Origin of the sequence: Nitrosospira sp. Nsp1, from assembly GCF_900100985.1 — a bacterium.
GTDB lineage: Bacteria > Pseudomonadota > Gammaproteobacteria > Burkholderiales > Nitrosomonadaceae > Nitrosospira.
Genome location: NZ_FMUF01000001.1, coordinates 194,598 through 210,860 on the forward strand (window position 1 = coordinate 194,598; position 16,263 = coordinate 210,860).

The 16,263-nt window shown below is 54.0% G+C and carries 16 protein-coding genes; 14 read left to right on the forward strand and 2 right to left on the reverse strand.

Translation table 11 applies throughout. From position 1 onward, the window contains the following. The 9 genes from ilvN to BLP78_RS00890 all read left to right on the forward strand — a co-directional run bounded on the left by ilvN (window position 1) and on the right by BLP78_RS00890 (window position 10,503). Window positions 1–492, forward strand: coding sequence for an acetolactate synthase small subunit (gene ilvN, locus BLP78_RS00850; RefSeq protein ID WP_025040498.1), 492 nt, complete (start codon window positions 1–3; stop codon window positions 490–492). 79 nt (window positions 493–571) lie between these two features. Next, the gene (gene ilvC, locus BLP78_RS00855) at window positions 572–1,588 is read left to right on the forward strand and encodes a ketol-acid reductoisomerase (RefSeq protein WP_090455406.1); all 1,017 of its coding nucleotides are present in this window, start codon (window positions 572–574) and stop codon (window positions 1,586–1,588) included. 280 nt (window positions 1,589–1,868) lie between these two features. Beyond that, a complete protein-coding gene (pssA, locus tag BLP78_RS00860; RefSeq protein WP_256329930.1) occupies window positions 1,869–2,642 on the forward strand; it encodes a CDP-diacylglycerol--serine O-phosphatidyltransferase in 774 nt (257 codons plus the stop codon). Continuing rightward, complete coding sequence (gene pgi / locus BLP78_RS00865; RefSeq protein WP_090455408.1) at window positions 2,639–4,279, forward strand: glucose-6-phosphate isomerase; 1,641 nt, start codon at window positions 2,639–2,641, stop codon at window positions 4,277–4,279. Before pssA ends, pgi begins: the two co-directional genes overlap by 4 nt. Before the next feature lie 232 nt (window positions 4,280–4,511). Beyond that, complete coding sequence (locus BLP78_RS00870) at window positions 4,512–4,868, forward strand: hypothetical protein (RefSeq protein ID WP_256329931.1); 357 nt, start codon at window positions 4,512–4,514, stop codon at window positions 4,866–4,868. 118 nt (window positions 4,869–4,986) lie between these two features. Beyond that, a complete protein-coding gene (gene pgm / locus BLP78_RS00875) occupies window positions 4,987–6,672 on the forward strand; it encodes a phosphoglucomutase (alpha-D-glucose-1,6-bisphosphate-dependent) (RefSeq protein WP_090455410.1) in 1,686 nt (561 codons plus the stop codon). 370 nt (window positions 6,673–7,042) lie between these two features. Continuing rightward, a complete protein-coding gene (gene gnd / locus BLP78_RS00880) occupies window positions 7,043–8,062 on the forward strand; it encodes a phosphogluconate dehydrogenase (NAD(+)-dependent, decarboxylating) (protein ID WP_090455412.1) in 1,020 nt (339 codons plus the stop codon). Continuing rightward, window positions 8,037–9,482 carry a glucose-6-phosphate dehydrogenase gene (zwf, locus tag BLP78_RS00885; protein ID WP_371128841.1) on the forward strand — a complete coding sequence of 482 codons (1,446 nt, stop codon included), beginning with the start codon at window positions 8,037–8,039 and terminating at the stop codon, window positions 9,480–9,482. Before gnd ends, zwf begins: the two co-directional genes overlap by 26 nt. A 181-nt stretch (window positions 9,483–9,663) precedes the next feature. Next, on the forward strand, window positions 9,664–10,503 hold the full coding sequence (locus BLP78_RS00890) for a carbonic anhydrase family protein (RefSeq protein ID WP_090455417.1): 840 nt from the start codon (window positions 9,664–9,666) through the stop codon (window positions 10,501–10,503). 35 nt (window positions 10,504–10,538) lie between these two features. Here BLP78_RS00890 and BLP78_RS15460 read toward each other — a convergent pair whose 3' ends face one another. After that, window positions 10,539–10,709, reverse strand: coding sequence for a hypothetical protein (locus BLP78_RS15460; protein WP_176752743.1), 171 nt, complete (start codon window positions 10,707–10,709; stop codon window positions 10,539–10,541). A gap of 183 nt (window positions 10,710–10,892) precedes the next feature. On the opposite strand from BLP78_RS15460, the gene BLP78_RS00895 reads away from it, so the two are divergent. Further along, a complete protein-coding gene (locus BLP78_RS00895; RefSeq protein WP_090455420.1) occupies window positions 10,893–11,348 on the forward strand; it encodes a hypothetical protein in 456 nt (151 codons plus the stop codon). Between the two features lie 94 nt (window positions 11,349–11,442). Continuing rightward, window positions 11,443–11,781, forward strand: a complete 339-nt coding sequence (locus tag BLP78_RS00900) for a hypothetical protein (protein WP_090455422.1) — start codon at window positions 11,443–11,445, stop codon at window positions 11,779–11,781. A gap of 116 nt (window positions 11,782–11,897) precedes the next feature. On the opposite strand, the gene BLP78_RS00905 is transcribed toward BLP78_RS00900, so the two are convergent. Then, on the reverse strand, window positions 11,898–12,197 hold the full coding sequence (locus tag BLP78_RS00905; protein ID WP_143002854.1) for a hypothetical protein: 300 nt from the start codon (window positions 12,195–12,197) through the stop codon (window positions 11,898–11,900). A 507-nt stretch (window positions 12,198–12,704) separates the two neighbouring features. Between BLP78_RS00905 and BLP78_RS00910 the strand changes: the two genes are divergently transcribed. From BLP78_RS00910 to coxB, 3 genes are all read left to right on the forward strand, one after another. Continuing rightward, complete coding sequence (locus BLP78_RS00910) at window positions 12,705–14,300, forward strand: porin (protein WP_090455427.1); 1,596 nt, start codon at window positions 12,705–12,707, stop codon at window positions 14,298–14,300. Window positions 14,301–14,810: 510 nt separating this feature from the next. Then, window positions 14,811–15,035, forward strand: coding sequence for a hypothetical protein (locus BLP78_RS00915; protein WP_143002855.1), 225 nt, complete (start codon window positions 14,811–14,813; stop codon window positions 15,033–15,035). A 160-nt stretch (window positions 15,036–15,195) separates the two neighbouring features. Beyond that, window positions 15,196–16,263, forward strand: a complete 1,068-nt coding sequence (gene coxB / locus BLP78_RS00920; RefSeq protein ID WP_090455431.1) for a cytochrome c oxidase subunit II — start codon at window positions 15,196–15,198, stop codon at window positions 16,261–16,263.

The window sequence follows — 16,263 nt, forward strand, 5'->3', positions numbered from 1 at the left end:
ATGCGACATATCATTTCTCTCTTGATGGAAAACGAAGCGGGCGCGCTGTCTCGCGTAGCCGGCCTGTTCTCGTCGCGTGGCTACAATATTGAATCGCTGACCGTCGCCGCCACCGAAGACCCGACCCTGTCTCGCATGACGCTCGTTACCGTGGGATCGGATGACGTGGTCGAGCAGATAACCAAGCAACTGAACAAACTCATAGAAGTGGTCAAAGTGGTGGATCTGAGCGAAGGCGATCATATCGAACGCGAACTTATGCTGATGAAAGTACGCGCGGTAGGAAAGGACCGCGATGAGATAAAGCGCATGGCCGATATTTTTCGTGGCCGCATCATTGATGTGACTGATAAATCATACACGATCGAACTGACCGGCACCGGTTCCAAGCTTGACGCATTTCTTGAGGCAATGGAGCAGGGCGCGATCCTGGAGACGGTGCGGACGGGCGCCTCCGGCATTGGCCGTGGTGAACGGATATTGAAGGTGTAGCAGCGCTCTGCGGAATAGCGGAATATTTCCGCTATCGCCGTGCCCTGACGTATTTCTATTTTTGAGCAGAAAGGAAACCATGAACGTTTATTACGATAAAGATGCCGACTTGTCGCTCATCAAGGACAAGAAGGTTACTATTGTGGGCTACGGCTCGCAGGGCCACGCCCATGCCAATAACCTGAGCGATTCCGGCGTGACGGTGACGGTCGGCTTGCGCAAGGGGGGAGCCTCCTGGAGCAAAGCGGAGAAGGCCGGCCTTACTGTAAAAGAAGTGGCGGAAGCCGTGAAGGAGGCCGATGTCGTCATGGTGCTGTTGCCCGATGAGCAGATCGGCGCCGTTTATGCAGCGGAAATCGAGCCCAATCTCAAGGAAGGCGCCACGCTTGCGTTTGCTCATGGCTTCAATATTCATTATGGCCAGGTCTCGCCAAGAGAAGATCTCGACGTCATCATGATCGCTCCCAAAGGTCCGGGCCATCTGGTGCGATCGACCTACACCCAGGGTGGCGGCGTACCGTCACTCATTGCCGTGCATCAGGACAAGTCAGGCAGGGCGCGAGACCTGGCGCTATCCTATGCCGCAGCCAACGGGGGCACGCGCGGGGGGGTGATAGAAACCAATTTCCGCGAGGAGACCGAAACCGATCTCTTCGGCGAGCAGGTCGTGCTGTGCGGAGGTCTTACCGCTTTGATTCAGGCTGGCTTCGAAACGCTGGTTGAAGCAGGATACGCGCCGGAGATGGCCTATTTTGAATGTCTTCACGAGGTAAAGCTGATCGTCGATTTAATCTACGAAGGCGGCATTGCCAATATGCGCTACTCCATCTCCAACAACGCCGAGTACGGAGACATTTCGCGCGGCCCACGCATCGTTACCGATGCTACCCGGGATGAAATGCGCAAGGTATTGCATGAAATTCAGACGGGTGAATATGCCCGTGAATTTATTCTGGAAAATCGTGCCGGCGCGCCCATGCTGAAAGCCAGCCGTCGCCTTGCATCAGCTCATCAGATCGAAACGGTTGGGGCGAAATTGCGCAGCATGATGCCTTGGATCAACAAGAACAAGCTGGTTGATCAGGCAAAAAACTAGGAAACAAAGGAACAGCGGCTGAATCAATACGGTGTTTCACATCTTCCGCTTTGCTTGAGGCCTTGCAAAGCGGAAGCCGCCAGTTAAAGTGGCTGTCGCATCGCTGTCGAATTCGGGGGAAGCTTATGAAAAGTTGCCGGATTGCTTGTTAATGCGGATAGTCGGGCGCTTAATGTCGGGAATCTCCCAATTTTCGGGTCCCGCACAGCTATTCGCAGCTACTGTTTACGACAAATTCATGAGCGCCTAACATGCATCAGTCTCCTATGGGATTGCACACATGATGCATGATCCTCATCCACGCCTCATACTCAAATCCAAACTGCGCCGTCGCGGCATTTATTTACTGCCCAACCTGTTTACCACCGCAGCCTTGTTTGCCGGATTTTATGCCATCGTGCAGGCGATGAACGGCCGTTTTGAACATTCCGCGGTCTCCATTTTCATTGCAATGGTACTCGACGGTCTGGACGGTCGGGTAGCCCGGTTGACTCATACGCAAAGTGAATTTGGGGCGGAGTACGACAGCCTGTCCGACATGGTGTCATTCGGCGCTGCACCCGCATTGGTCATATACGAATGGGCCTTGAAAGGCATGGGCAAGCTGGGATGGATTGCGGCGTTTATATATTGCGTCTGTGCCGCGCTTCGCCTGGCGCGTTTCAATACCAACATAGAAGTCATCGATAAGCGGTTTTTTCAGGGACTCCCCAGCCCCGCCGCCGCCGCGCTGATTGCAGGACTGGTCTGGGTAGTGCTAGACTTTGGCATAGCGGGTACGGATATCCGATGGCTCGCCTGGTGTATCACCTTATTCGCGGGCCTCACAATGGTCAGTAATATCCCCTATTACAGCGGCAAGGAAATCAATTTACGCAAGACAGTGCCATTCGTCACCGTCTTGCTGCTGGCGCTGTTTTTTTTCGTTTTGATTCCAAGTCATCCACCGGTTGTGCTGTTCTGCCTCTTTTTGCTTTATGCCTTGTCGGGCTATGTCATGTGGATGTGGCGGTTCACCAAGAGAAAAAAAATACCTGATGGACCGCAACCATGACCTCATTCGCGGCGCAGACTCTGACCGGTCGTCCCGCGTGGAAAGCGCTGGAAGCGCATTATGCGTCGGTTAAAGCCCTGCATCTGCGTCAGCTTTTTGCGGATGACCCCACACGCGGCGAGCGGTTTACGGCCGAAGCCGCCGGAATTTACCTGGACTATTCGAAAAACCGGATAACCGATGAAACGCTCCGGCTGCTTGTCCGGCTTGCCGACGAATGCAACTTGCGTGATCGCATCAACGCAATGTTCAGGGGCGATCCAATCAATTTGTCCGAGCAGCGTCCCGCATTGCATATTGCCCTACGCGCACCGAAGGGCGAACAGATCCGTGTCAATGGCATTGACGTAGTACCCGAGGTGCAGGCGGTACTGGATCGGATGGGCGATTTCGCCGACAAGTTGCGCACCGGGCAGTGGCGTGGATATACCGGCAAGCGAATTTGCAACGTTGTCAACATCGGCATAGGCGGTTCCGATCTCGGTCCGGTGATGGCCTATGAAGCGCTGCGTTATTACAGTTTGCGCGACCTGAATTTCCGTTTCATATCCAACGTGGACGGCACTGATTTCAAGGAAGCCACAAGGGATATCGATCCGGAAGAAACGCTATTCATCGTCTGCTCGAAGACCTTTACCACGAAAGAAACGCTCGCGAACGCCCATTCGGCGCGTGAATGGGTTCTGGATAAGGTAAAAGACGACCGCGCGGTGGCCAGGCACTTTGTCGCTGTTTCGACAAATGCGGACGAAGTGGCCAAGTTCGGTATCGATACGGGCAACATGTTCGGTTTTTGGGATTGGGTAGGTGGGCGCTATTCAATGGATTCGGCGGTCGGCCTCTCGACGATGATCGCCATCGGACCCGAGAATTTCCGTGCCATGCTGGCAGGCTTTCACGCCATGGATCAGCACTTCCTCACCGCTCCGATCGAGAAAAACCTCCCCGCCCTCATGGGGTTGCTTGCCATCTGGTACAACAATTTTTTCCAGGCACAGACAATTGCCGTGCTGCCGTACGAGCAATACCTCAAGCGGTTTCCGGCTTATCTGCAGCAACTCACGATGGAGAGCAACGGCAAGAGCGTTACACTCGATGGCACCCGTGTCGATTACCAGACGTCGCCCATTGTCTGGGGCGAACCCGGCACTAACGGCCAGCACTCTTTCTATCAGCTCATACACCAGGGTACCCGCCTGATCCCGTGTGACTTCATCGGTTTTTGCCAGACTTTGCAGCCGCTGGGTAATCATCATGACTTGCTCATGGCCAACCTGTTCGCGCAGACTGAAGCATTGGCATTCGGAAAGACCCCGGATGAAGTGAAAGCGGAGGGAATTCCAGACTGGTTATGTCCCCACCGAAGCTTCGAGGGAAACCGCCCAACCAGCACTATTCTCATCGAGCGTCTCACCCCTTATGCGCTGGGCTCTTTGATAGCCCTTTATGAACATAGCGTTTTTACACAGGGATCGATCTGGAACATCGATTCGTTCGACCAATGGGGCGTCGAATTAGGCAAGGCGTTGGCCAAGCGCATCATGCCGGAACTGGAGGGTATCAGCGAGTTGCCGCTGAAACATGACAGCTCGACCAATGCACTGATACAACGCTACAACCAGCAAAAAATTAAATAGCTGCACGTCGCCCATCACGCGATCCTCACCTTGCCCGATAGCTGATATATGGAATAATAAGTTTTTTAATAACTCTGCAATTCAGCGGACCACAACACTTTCATATAGATAGCGATAGGCCAATTCTGCAAACGGCGAACACAAGGGTAGACACAAGAGCGGGAGATTAAAAGTTTAAAGGGGCAAATCTTTTTCAGGCAAGCGTAGTAGCTTGCTCCACTGGAACCATGCCATGACCCAACAAACGCAATCAGACCAGCTTTGTATCGATACGCTTTGCACCTTGCCGATCGATGCGGTGCAGCAGTCAAACTCCGGTTACCCCGGAACACCGATGGGCGCGGCACCCACCGCATATTGCCTCTGGCAGTGCTTCCTTCGCTACGATCCATGCGACCCCGAATGGCTGAATCGCGGCCGCTTTGTGCTTCCGGCCGACCATGCTTCGGCCTTGCTCTACAGCCCTCTCTATCTGATCGGTGTAAAAGCGACGAGTCCTCCTCGTTATGATCAGGCTGCAGGCTGGCCGTCACGCTTGATGAGCTCAAGCGCTTCCAGCAGACGGGAAGCCGCTGCATCGGCCACCTGAATACGGCTGGACCTCCGGTGTCAAAACCACTACCGGCCCGCTCGGGCAGGGCGTGAAGGGACGCTAAAATTCCGGTTGACGCGCTTGCGTCCATACCGGCACAGTGAAGAGAGGCAACATGGCCGCTGAAAAAATTGCTGAAAAGATCAGTCCGCTGGCAGGAAAACCTGCCCAACCGGCAATGCTGGTGGACGTACCCAAGCTTGTTACTGCTTATTACGCGCTGATTCCCGATTGGACGGTGCCGGTACAAAGGGTCGCATTCGGCACCTCGGGACATCGCGGGTCTTCACTGGAAGCAAGCTTCAATGAGTGGCACATCCTGTCTATCACCCAGGCGATTTGTCTGTATCGTCAACGGCAGCGCATCGATGGTCCACTATTCCTTGGTATCGACACGCATGCGCTTTCCGAGCCGGCATATGCCAGCGCACTTGAGGTATTGGCTGCGAATGGCGTTGAAGTCATGCTGGCAAAAAACGGCGAATATACGCCTACACCCGCTGTGTCCCACGCCATACTGACCTATAACCGGGGGCGAACGGACGGATTTGCGGATGGCATTGTCATTACACCTTCTCACAACCCGCCCGAGAGTGGCGGCTTTAAGTACAATCCGCCGCACGGTGGCCCGGCGGGTGTTGAAATCACTGGCTGGATCGAATCCCGGTCCAATGAGTTCCTGGAAAAGAATCTGGCAGAAGTAAAAAGAATGCGTTTTGAAAGCGCGTTGCGCGCCTCTACGACGCACCAGCATGATTTTCTCAACACTTACGTGAACGATCTTCATAACGTAATCGATGTAGACGTCATACGCGGCACGGATATCAGCATGGGAGTCGATCCGCTTGGCGGCGCCGGAATTCACTATTGGGGTGCAATTGCGGACCACTACCGGCTCAATCTCGCGGTGGTGAACAACGTAATCGACCCAACCTTCCGTTTCATGACAATCGATTGGGACGGCAAAATTCGCATGGACCCGTCGTCGCGCTACGCCATGCAAGGCCTGATCAATTTGAAGGATCGCTACGACATCGCCTTCGCTTGTGATACGGACCATGATCGGCATGGCATCGTAACCCGAAGCGCGGGCCTGCTGCCGGCGGACCATTATCTTTCGGTGGCTGTTTATTATTTACTCCAGTATCGTCCGGAATGGGGTAACGGCATTGCGATAGGCAAAACAGTGGTGAGTAGCCAGATAATCGATAGGGTGACCGCGAAACTGGGCCGGAAACTCTACGAAGTCCCGGTCGGTTTCAAATGGTTTGCAAATGGGTTGTGCGACGGCTCGCTCGGTTTTTGCGGTGAGGAAAGCGCGGGCGCATCTTTCCTCCGCCTGGACGGCACGGTGTGGACAACGGACAAGGATGGAATCATTCCGGCGCTGCTATCGGCCGAGATCACCTCGCGCATGGGACGTGACCCCGGTGAGGTATACCGCCAGCTTGAAGAGGAATTTGGCCATTCCGTCATTAAACGCATCGATGCACCCGCCACTCGGGAGCAAAAAGGGCTGCTGGCCAAACTTTCTCCAAAGCAGGTCCACTCCTCGGACCTGGCCGGTGAAAAGATAAAGGATATCCTCACCCAGGCGCCGGGGAATCATGCGCCTATCGGCGGCATCAAGGTTATCGCTGAAAATGGATGGTTCGCGGCGCGCCCGTCCGGTACCGAAGATATCTTTAAAATTTATGCGGAAAGCTTCCGGGGAACGGATCACCTGCATCATATCGTGGAGGAGGCGCAGGCAATTGTCGGTGATGCGCTTGCCGCAGCGTCCCATGGCGAACCCGCCTGAGACATTAATGAAGTAATTCGATTCCAGCCACTTTATCACCTTGGTTCAGCCGGGGGGAGGAACTTAAATGGAAGTTGCTTGCTTGGTTCAGGCGTGTTCCCCCGGAGATGCGAACGTAGAGAGGGATCGAAAATGTTTTGCTGAAACCCTGCTTTTGGTGGGGAAAGTAACTATTCCCGCTGCTCCTCAGCACCTCAATCCCAAATCGCAATCGGCGATCCGCCGATGTCACCCGAAGATCAAGAGAATATTCATCGAGGTAGCGCCGACGACACAATGAAAATCGAAAGGCGCAGGCGGAAGATATGCCGTACGTTCGAACCAACTTAGCGTGCACGGAATTCGATTCTTAACTGCAAGGAGGATCAAGATGCAAATCGGGATGATCGGACTAGGACGTATGGGTATCAACATGACGGCTCGCCTGATACAAGCCGGAAGTGAATGCGTGGTTTACGACCCTCGCACCGAAGCTGTCCAGGAACTGGAGCAGAAAGGCGCCATCGGAACGGACTCGCTGGAGGATTTGGTCGCTCGTCTGGCCAAGCCGCGCGTGGTGTGGTTGATGGTGCCTGCAGCCGCGGTTGATGCGATTCTTTCAAAACTGGTGCCGCTTGTAGAAGCGAACGACATTATCATCGACGGCGGCAATTCCTATTACCACGACGATATCAGGCGTGGCGCCGAACTACGGTCCAAGGGGATTCATTACGTCGACGTGGGAACAAGCGGGGGCGTTGCCGGCCGTGAGCGCGGATACTGCCTGATGATCGGCGGGGAAAACCGGATTGTCGAGCATCTCGATCCGATCTTTGCCGCACTGGCGCCCGGGATCGGGGCAGCGCCGCGTACCTTCGGCCGCAACAGAACCGGCAGCACCGCCGAGCAAGGCTATCTTCACTGTGGACCGTACGGTGCCGGTCATTTCGTCAAGATGGTCCATAACGGAATTGAATATGGCCTGATGGCGGCCTACGCCGAAGGCCTGAATATCCTGCACAGCGCCAACGCCGGCAAGGCGACACACGATACAGATGCTGAAACGGCGCCGATGCGCAATCCCGAATTCTACCAGTATGAGCTGGATCTTCCGGAAATCGCGGAAGTCTGGCGTCGTGGCAGCGTTGTGGCGTCGTGGCTGCTCGATCTGACAGCGGAGGCTTTGATCGAGGATGCAGATCTCACCAAATTTTCGGGACGCGTGTCGGATTCCGGCGAGGGACGCTGGACCACGCTGGCAGCCGTTGACGAGGGTGTGCCGGTACCGGTAATCGCCGCGGCGCTTTTCAGCCGTTTTGAATCCCGCGGCAATGCCGATTATGCCGATCGGCTGCTCTCGGCGATGCGAAAGCGGTTTGGCGGACATGACGAGAAAAAAGGAACGAGCTGAGATGGATGGGGGAAATAAGCCAGACGACGAAGAAGCGGCGTCCGATGCGCTGGTGCTGTTCGGCGTGACGGGCGACCTCGCGTACAAGAAGATCTTTCCGGCGCTTTATGCGATGGCAAAGCAAGGCTCTCTGGATGTACCCGTCATCGGCGTAGCCTCGTCGCCATGGGATATCGCCCAGCTTCGCGGCAGGGTAGCGGAAGCTGTAAAGCAGTCCGGCAAGATCGATGACCAGCCCGCGCTTGACCATCTTCTTTCGTTGTTCCGATACGTTTCCGGCAATTACAATAATCCGGAAACTTTCAAAGTACTCAAGCAGGCGCTGGGAAGTGCCAAGCGGCCGGCCCATTACCTCGCCATACCCCCTTCTCTTTTCGCTACCGTTATAAAAAGCCTGGGTGCCACCGGTCTGGCCGATGGTGCCAGAGTCATCGTCGAAAAGCCGTTTGGACGCGACCTCGCCTCTGCACGCGAGCTCAACCGCACCGCGCGCGGTGCATTTTCGGAAAACTCCATTTTCCGCATCGACCATTTCCTGGGGAAGGAGGCGATAATGAATATCCTCTACTTCCGCTTCGCCAACTCGTTCCTGGAACCGATCTGGAACCGGAACTATATAGCCGGTATCCAGATAACGCTGGCCGAGGATTTTGGCGTAGAGGGACGCGGGGGATTTTACGAATCCGCGGGTTGCCTGCGCGACGTGGTTCAAAACCATATTTTCCAGATCATTGCGCTGCTTGCCATGGAGCCGCCAACATATAGGGGCTTCGGTGCGGTTCAAGGCGAAAAGGCGAACGTGTTCCGCGCAATGCGGCCGTTGAGCCCGGATGACCTGGTGCGGGGTCAATATGCCGGTTATCGCGAGGAAGCGGACGTAGCAAAAGACTCGGACGTCGAAACATTTTGCGCCTTGCGTCTATTTATCGACTCCTGGCGCTGGGGTGGGGTTCCCTGGTATTTGCGCTCAGGCAAATTTCTCGCCAAAACAGTCACGGAAGTTCTGGTCCAGCTAAAACCCCCGCCGCAGGCGCTTTTTGCCGACTCGATACCTGACCTTCGAACCTGCGGCGCCAACTACCTGCGCTTCCAGCTTTCCCCTGTTTCCACCATCGCTATCGCTGCACGCGTCAAACGTGCGGGAAAAGAGTTTATTGGCGATGAGCGGGAACTCTGCCTGGTCGAAGAACATTTTGGACAGGAATTGCCTTACGAACGGCTGTTGCATGACGCCATGAGAGGCGACGGAGCGTTGTTCACGCGGGAGGATACAGTAGAGGCCGCCTGGGCAACGCTCGATGATGTCCTGAAGACACATCGTCCGGTCATTCCCTACGCACGTGGAAGCTGGGGACCCCAAGCCGCGGATACATTGATGGCGCCCGATAATTGCTGGCACAACCCGAAGTCGGGAATCTGATATGAAACAAGCAACCAAGCCCTTCGGTAATGACAAGCGGCTTAATACCTAAGCAAGTAGGGTTAACGCATTCTTAACATTTAGGCGACTGTTTTTTCACACCGGGCATGTTATTTTTAAATTGCATAACGTCATACCCATGCCCTTCATTTCAAGCATCGCACTTTTGAGGACACTTACCATGAACGCACCATTGACTCGGTTATTACCGCTGGCATCGATTGTTTCCGCCCTTTTCCTGTACGGCCTGCCTGCAGCGCATGCGGCTCCCCAGCAAAGTCCCATTGATATCACTGCGGCGAATACAAAATTCGAGACGCTATCGCCGATGCAGTTTAACTTGAGCTCTGACACTAAGTTAGACGTCATCAACAATGGTTCGCCTGATGAGTTCGCAACCGCCGCCAGAGCCATTGTTCCCGATGGTGCTGGATCAATGACAGTGGATGGAGATACCTATCAACTGGCCCAGTTTCACTTCCATACACCCGCGGAGCATCTGGAGAATGGCAAGGTATTCCCCATGGAAATGCATCTGGTATTTGAAGACGCAAGCAAGAACATTCTCGTCGTCGGCCGGTGGATCGAGGTAGGTGCGTCCAATACCGCGCTTGAACCCATTTTCTCCGATTTACCCCAGAACGATAAGCAGACACATGTTTTCAACCACTTTGATTTGAACGCCCTGCTGCCGACCAACCTGGAATCCTTCCGCTATGATGGCTCACTCACGACGCCTCATTTCGACGAGGGTGTAAAATGGATCGATCTCGCTCAGCCGCTGCAAATGTCCGCGGCTGAAATCAATGCGTATAGTTCGCTTTTCCCGGATGGTGACGCACGGGAGATTCAGGATCTTAACGGGCGCATCGTGCTCACGGATGTACCGGGCTTCGCCGCCGCGGTTCCCGAGCCGGAAACCTATGCCATGCTGCTGGTTGGGCTGGGGCTGATAGGCTTTGTCGCAAACCGCAAAAACGCAGGCTTGGGCAAGCCGGGGCTTGTCGGGTCTATTGCATAGTGCCCGAAGCCGGTTAAATATATGTGCGTCCACCATCACGAGATGGTGGACGGCCAATCCTCTTCCATTTCAACTTCCTGCTGATAATCTGATTTTCGCACTAACCGGAACGTACGACTCTGTTCGTCACCCAACTCTTTCCGTCTTCTTTCCTGTTTATCTTTGAATCTATCGCCCATGCCTGAAAGCAGAAATGCATCAAGCATTCAGTGTTGGAATCCGCATGCTCCTCTCCCGGTCCAACCCTGCATTCGCCCGTTGTTCATTGCGGCGTCATGGCGCAAAATTCATGAGCGTGAGGCTGCCGGTTGGGTCTACTTGCGTTAAGATTCGAGAAACAGGTGTAGTATTTCATTTTTGTCTTCTCTCGACCCGAATAAAAGGAACCTATGAAACATACTTTCATTCTGAAAAACTCCGCAACCCGGTTTTTAATAATTGCCGGGACCCTGATTCTCGGCACAGTCGCGATATCCCATGCACAGACTGCACCGACTGATATGGCCGCACAAGGTGGAGCCTATTTGCTCGCGCAGGCTGGCTCAAGCGCCGAGCAGCCGGCTTCCGGCTGGCAAGACCCTGTAACAGGCCAGGCTACCGCTACCGGAAATAATACCCCTGCGCCTGCTCAGGCCGCACCTGCTCAGGCCGCGTCGAGCCAAACGGATTCTCCATCGGGCTGGTCATCAACCGGGCAGCAGACATCCGACTCGTGCCAGCACGCCACGCCTGAGCAGGAAAGTTTTCTCTGCAAGGTCGTGCGTATCCTGTATCGGGCTGAGTCACCGCGCGGGCCGAACCGCGACATGGACGAAAACATCTCGGTCGGCGGTGCTGGCGGTTGATTTTGCGGTCAGGGATATCGGACACGTTGACGAATAAAGGAGAACTGACATAAAACATATTTTTTGCGCAAGAAAAAATGCAGCGGCTCGCTATATGTTGGTTGCTGCCACCACGATTCTTCTTCCAATAAGTCCGCTTCAGGCGCAGACGGGCGGAGAACCTTCCGCGCCCCGAGAAGAGAACGGCAAGGTCACCTGTCAGGACGTTTCGCCGCCGGGAAGCGGAAATTCGACACCTGCGGAGAATGCGCCTGATCAGGTAAGCGCAACAAGCAAGACCTGTAAAGAGCAGGCAGCCACAAGCTGGGCTACGCCGCCGAAGGAAAGCCTGCTTAAAAAAATTCTAAGAGTTCTCTACGGACCTAATACGCCTCCTGGCCCGAACACCGACGTGGATACGAATATTTCAGCGGGAGGAGCGGCGGGAGGGTAACTCCTGGGTAAGTTTGCAACTTGTAAAAACGGGATGAGATACCCTACTTCGAGGCGGGACGTTGCAACGGGCATCGCGAGGCGGAAGGCGGCGAAGACTCCGGTTGGAAATTGCTACTAAATTTCCCACAACCCGAATGTCGCTACATCGGCAGCGCCATGAACTAGCGCCCTCCCAGCTTTTGCTCCCGTGCTGTAGCCTTGAACAAACCTGAAAATTTCGTATTTCCTTCCACTTCGCGTTTCTGACACGGCGGGCGCGCCAAATTCGCCAAGAAGCACGCTTCTGGGCGTTCCTACCCTGAACAAATCCACATTCTTCTTGTCTGGCTGGTCAATCGCCATGAACACGGAGCATCCGGAACTAAAAGGCAACAGCGCCGCAAAAAGAAATCCTGCCAGATGTTTGTACATCATGTCTCAATTCGATGACCGATCCCGCGTTCTGCACTCGCCAATTCCAGACTGCGTGCCTGCGATCCGGTAATAATGCAGCTTGCGGCAAAGTATAAGGCTGGGTTTGAATGGGAGTTTTTCATGGTAAGCCGAAGTTTATGTGGTCGCTTGTAAAGCGTGCCAAGCACGACACAGACCTATTAATGCAAACCGATGATAGCGATCATATCACCGTAAATTCACCCGCTACACACTAAACCTTCCAGGACACGATAACCACTAATGAATAGTGGTTTTGCATAATATCTTGACTAACTCTTCAGTTCTATTTACCATTCCTCACGCATTTTTCACATTCCCGTAACGTTTTTTTCATGGGCGCGGTGTTATTTTCGACTCAGCAAAAATTCCAAAAAAAACTCACAATCAACTGAGCGATTACCATGGCGGACATAGTTTCCAAATAAGATATGAACATTTATTGAATCTTCAAGTCTTCGCTGTTCAACTTTGATATCGGGAGTATCTATGAAGTTTCGTTTCCCCCTAAGTCTCTTGTCCTGCTGCCTGTTTCCGGCTTCTCTATATGCCCAGGCCATTGACCTTTATGTGGATACCAAGACCAAGCAGATCTATGCCGAACCGGGAGCCGACCGCGTCCGCATGGGCTCTTTCGAAAGAGTTTCGGATAAGCCGGCCACCCCAGCTCCCAGCGCAGCAACAGGTCCCTTACCTCCCGGTGTACAGGTCGGTCCCAACGTGGGCCAAGGCGTTCCAATGGGGCCGGGCGCCACGATAGCAGGTGTGAAAAAGCCGGAGGGTGGCTTCGGCTTCGCAAACTGGAAGGATAAAGATCCTTTCAAATGGAATCTGAACGGCGATGGAAGCCAGTACATCAAATTCGGTTTTCTTAACCAGGTTCAATTACGGTACGAACAAAATAATCCGGGATCCCTGGTACAGGGCCAACCTGTAGACGACACGACGGATATCGGCCTACGCCGGACCCGTCTCGTCGTACAAGGGCAACTTACCGACAGGGTGTATTTTTACACCCAGTATGGGATGAATAACCAGAACTTCCTGACTCAACAGAACGATAATCGGCACATCGCCGCCTATTTTCATGATGCCTTCGCTGAGCTGCGGTTGACCGAGGGAAATCAGATGACCGTAGGGGGCGGGCTTGGCATGTTCAACGGCCTGTCCCGCTTCAGCGCGCCCAGCGTCAGCACCATCATGACGATGGATGTCCCGCTTCTTGCTCAATACACGACCGAACGGACGTCTTCGTTCAACAGGCAATATGGCGTCTATCTTCGCGGCCAGATCAGCAAATTTCGCTATATGGTAGCCGCAAACGACTCGATGCCGATAACGACCGCCGGATTATCGGGTTCTGCCGGTGGTGCGATTGACCCGTCGGTGGCTAATTTTGCCCAGGTTGGTCATCATAAAAATTATACCGGGATGTTCTACTGGAATTTCTGGGACGTTGAACCCAACACCAACCCCTACATGCAGGGAACCTATCTCGGCAAAAAGAGCATACTGAATCTTGAAGCCGGCTTTGCCACCCAGAAAGCTGCCATGTGGACGGGCACCGAGGCTAATCCGCAGTTTCATGACATGACTCACTGGTCGGTTGCCGGTTATCTGGATGCGCCATTGGACAAGGAGAAGGAAACTGCCATCTCCGCTTATGTGGGGTACTTCCACATGAACTATGGGCCCAATTATCTTCGCATGAACGGCAATGGCCAGAATACGGCTAACGGAGCAGGCCCAGGCGTCAGTAGAAATGGTCCCGGCAATACTTACCCAATGTTTGGCACGGGCGACATGTGGTACGCGCAGGCGGGATATCTGTTGCCTAAAAGCTTGCTTGGGTCAAATAACGGCCAACTGCAGGTCTATACATCGATAACAAGCGCAGGCTGGGACGCACTCCACGATCAGATGAACGTGTTTAACGGCGGCGTCAACTGGTTGCTACACGGTCATAACAGCAAGATCACCTTTGATTACCAGAACAGGCCCGTATTCCGCGCCAACTCTGCCGGCGATATCGTTAAAACTTCCAGCAGAGGACAGTTCGTATTGCAATATCAGGTTGCCTTCTAGTCGATTTTTCCCTCCTTCACTCAGCCCCAGGTGCAGCCACGATGGTTCAGGCTCGCTTGGGGTCATTCCTTCCGTATTTCTTTCTGATGCAACACCTGATGTCCAAAAATCAGATTCCGCCGATCGCTGCCTGCTCATACCCGTAATTTTACGCAGCCTGGAATAAAACCAAAGAATCCTCCCCGCCTCTGATTCGAAATTCGCCTATTCGGTTGCCTTGCCACTTCCGCTTCTCTTTTTATTCTGACTCGCCCGCTTGTAATAAGTTCAATCCGGTCTAATTCCGCGAATACCTGAAGCTAGCGCAGAGAAGCCGCGCCGCCGTCGGTGTCCTGCATGTCCGGATAGAAAACTCGCTCGCCTGTGTTTTTATCCTGAATCCCGCAGCGGGCCGCTCATTTTTCAGCTGAGCACTATAACCGAAAAGGATTTTTCATATCCTGTGAGCTTCCTTTCCGTCCAGTTGCCGGATTCTGGATTATGCATCACGGGATTGTGAAGAAATCGTAAGTGCGCTGGCGAACAGAAGCATTGTGCCGGAAGCGTAGCATTCAATCATCCTCCTCGGCTTGGCCGAAAGCCGGGTTGCCGCAAGACGAAATCCGCGATGGCGCCCGCGGGGTGCTCGCATCGATCGCCGTAGAGTTCGACAGAGTCCGGGATGCACGGCGCGCCAACCGCCCGACGGTGCTGGAAACCTGCACCACCACCGCTGTCGCCCCGCGTTACTTTTAAACAGGCCAAAAGGTACGCGACTGGACTCGCGCAGCATCATCAAGTCTTCCGATCTTGTAAAAAAATGGGCCGATGCAGGATAAACCGAGTATCGAACCGCGTTCCGATAAGCCTTATCGTCATCATGGAGAACATCATTTTTTAGTTGCCTAGCCGGAAAATGAAAATTATCGAGTCGGGATTTTATTTTCATGCAGCCTCAAAACAGGCATCAGACCTGGCGGCACGGGTGGTCGTTATATCCGCCACAGTGGCAATACTGGCACCCGCGGCGAATGCAGCGGACGCACCGCTAAATTATTTCCTGCACAGTTATGGGCCCGCGTCCAGACCGACAATGCATCTCGGATGGGTGCTCGCCGGGCTATCGGTACTAGTGTTCTCCATTATCACCCTATTGCTGCTGGCAGCTTTGCTCCGCAGACGTCCTGCCATGAACCCGCGCACAATCGGCAGTGAAGGCGAAGGGCTGCGGTGGATATATATCGGAACGGGAATTTCCACCTGCATATTGTTTGGCCTGGTTATTTACTCCCTGATGGTGCTGAACGCGGTCGCCAAGCCGGCGCAAAGCCCAACCATTACGCTGACCGTTACGGGATATGACTGGTGGTGGAAAATCGAGTATGACCATGATGATCCATCGCAACGCTTCATCACTGCCAATGAGCTGCATGTTCCGGTCGGGCAGCCTGTCCTGATCAAGCTGAAAAGCGCCGACGTCATCCACGCATTCTGGGTACCAAAGCTCGCCGGCAAAACACAGATGATCCCGGGACTCACGAATCAGCAATGGATCCAAGCCGATGTACCGGGCATATATACCGGGCAATGTGTCCAGTTTTGCGGCGCCGGTCATGCTCACATGGGTTTCGAGATCGTTGCGGAAAGCGCCCACGATTTTGAAAAATGGCAAAACGCCCAGCGGCAAACCGTTTCACTTGCTCCGACGAGAGATGAAAATCCGGGGCACAAACTGTTCATGGATCGTTGCGCCGGTTGCCACACGATTCGGGGAACCAATGCCAGCGGCCGGCATGCGCCCGATCTGACTCACTTGAACTCACGACGCCGGCTTGCGGCTGGACTATTAACGAACTCGCCTGAACATCTGATGAACTGGGTCGTCAACGCCCAACAACTCAAGCCGGGGTCACGCATGCCCAGCATTGTGTTATCAGAATCCGAAAAGTCCGCGCTGGCGTTATTTTTATCGGAATTGGACTAA

What these genes read in the sequence shown, in the direction of transcription:
- ilvC (WP_090455406.1), top strand. Translation starts at nt 572, where the DNA reads ATGAACGTTTATTACGATAAAGATGCCGACTTGTCGCTCATCAAGGAC.
- BLP78_RS00900 (WP_090455422.1), top strand. Translation starts at nt 11,443, where the DNA reads ATGTTGGTTGCTGCCACCACGATTCTTCTTCCAATAAGTCCGCTTCAG.
- BLP78_RS00890 (WP_090455417.1), top strand. Translation starts at nt 9,664, where the DNA reads ATGAACGCACCATTGACTCGGTTATTACCGCTGGCATCGATTGTTTCC.
- BLP78_RS15460 (WP_176752743.1), bottom strand. Translation starts at nt 10,709, where the DNA reads ATGCTTGATGCATTTCTGCTTTCAGGCATGGGCGATAGATTCAAAGAT.
- BLP78_RS00870 (WP_256329931.1), top strand. Translation starts at nt 4,512, where the DNA reads ATGACCCAACAAACGCAATCAGACCAGCTTTGTATCGATACGCTTTGC.
- zwf (WP_371128841.1), top strand. Translation starts at nt 8,037, where the DNA reads ATGACGAGAAAAAAGGAACGAGCTGAGATGGATGGGGGAAATAAGCCA.
- BLP78_RS00895 (WP_090455420.1), top strand. Translation starts at nt 10,893, where the DNA reads ATGAAACATACTTTCATTCTGAAAAACTCCGCAACCCGGTTTTTAATA.
- BLP78_RS00905 (WP_143002854.1), bottom strand. Translation starts at nt 12,197, where the DNA reads ATGATGTACAAACATCTGGCAGGATTTCTTTTTGCGGCGCTGTTGCCT.
- pssA (WP_256329930.1), top strand. Translation starts at nt 1,869, where the DNA reads ATGATGCATGATCCTCATCCACGCCTCATACTCAAATCCAAACTGCGC.
- pgm (WP_090455410.1), top strand. Translation starts at nt 4,987, where the DNA reads ATGGCCGCTGAAAAAATTGCTGAAAAGATCAGTCCGCTGGCAGGAAAA.
- gnd (WP_090455412.1), top strand. Translation starts at nt 7,043, where the DNA reads ATGCAAATCGGGATGATCGGACTAGGACGTATGGGTATCAACATGACG.
- pgi (WP_090455408.1), top strand. Translation starts at nt 2,639, where the DNA reads ATGACCTCATTCGCGGCGCAGACTCTGACCGGTCGTCCCGCGTGGAAA.
- ilvN (WP_025040498.1), top strand. Translation starts at nt 1, where the DNA reads ATGCGACATATCATTTCTCTCTTGATGGAAAACGAAGCGGGCGCGCTG.
- coxB (WP_090455431.1), top strand. Translation starts at nt 15,196, where the DNA reads ATGAAAATTATCGAGTCGGGATTTTATTTTCATGCAGCCTCAAAACAG.
- BLP78_RS00910 (WP_090455427.1), top strand. Translation starts at nt 12,705, where the DNA reads ATGAAGTTTCGTTTCCCCCTAAGTCTCTTGTCCTGCTGCCTGTTTCCG.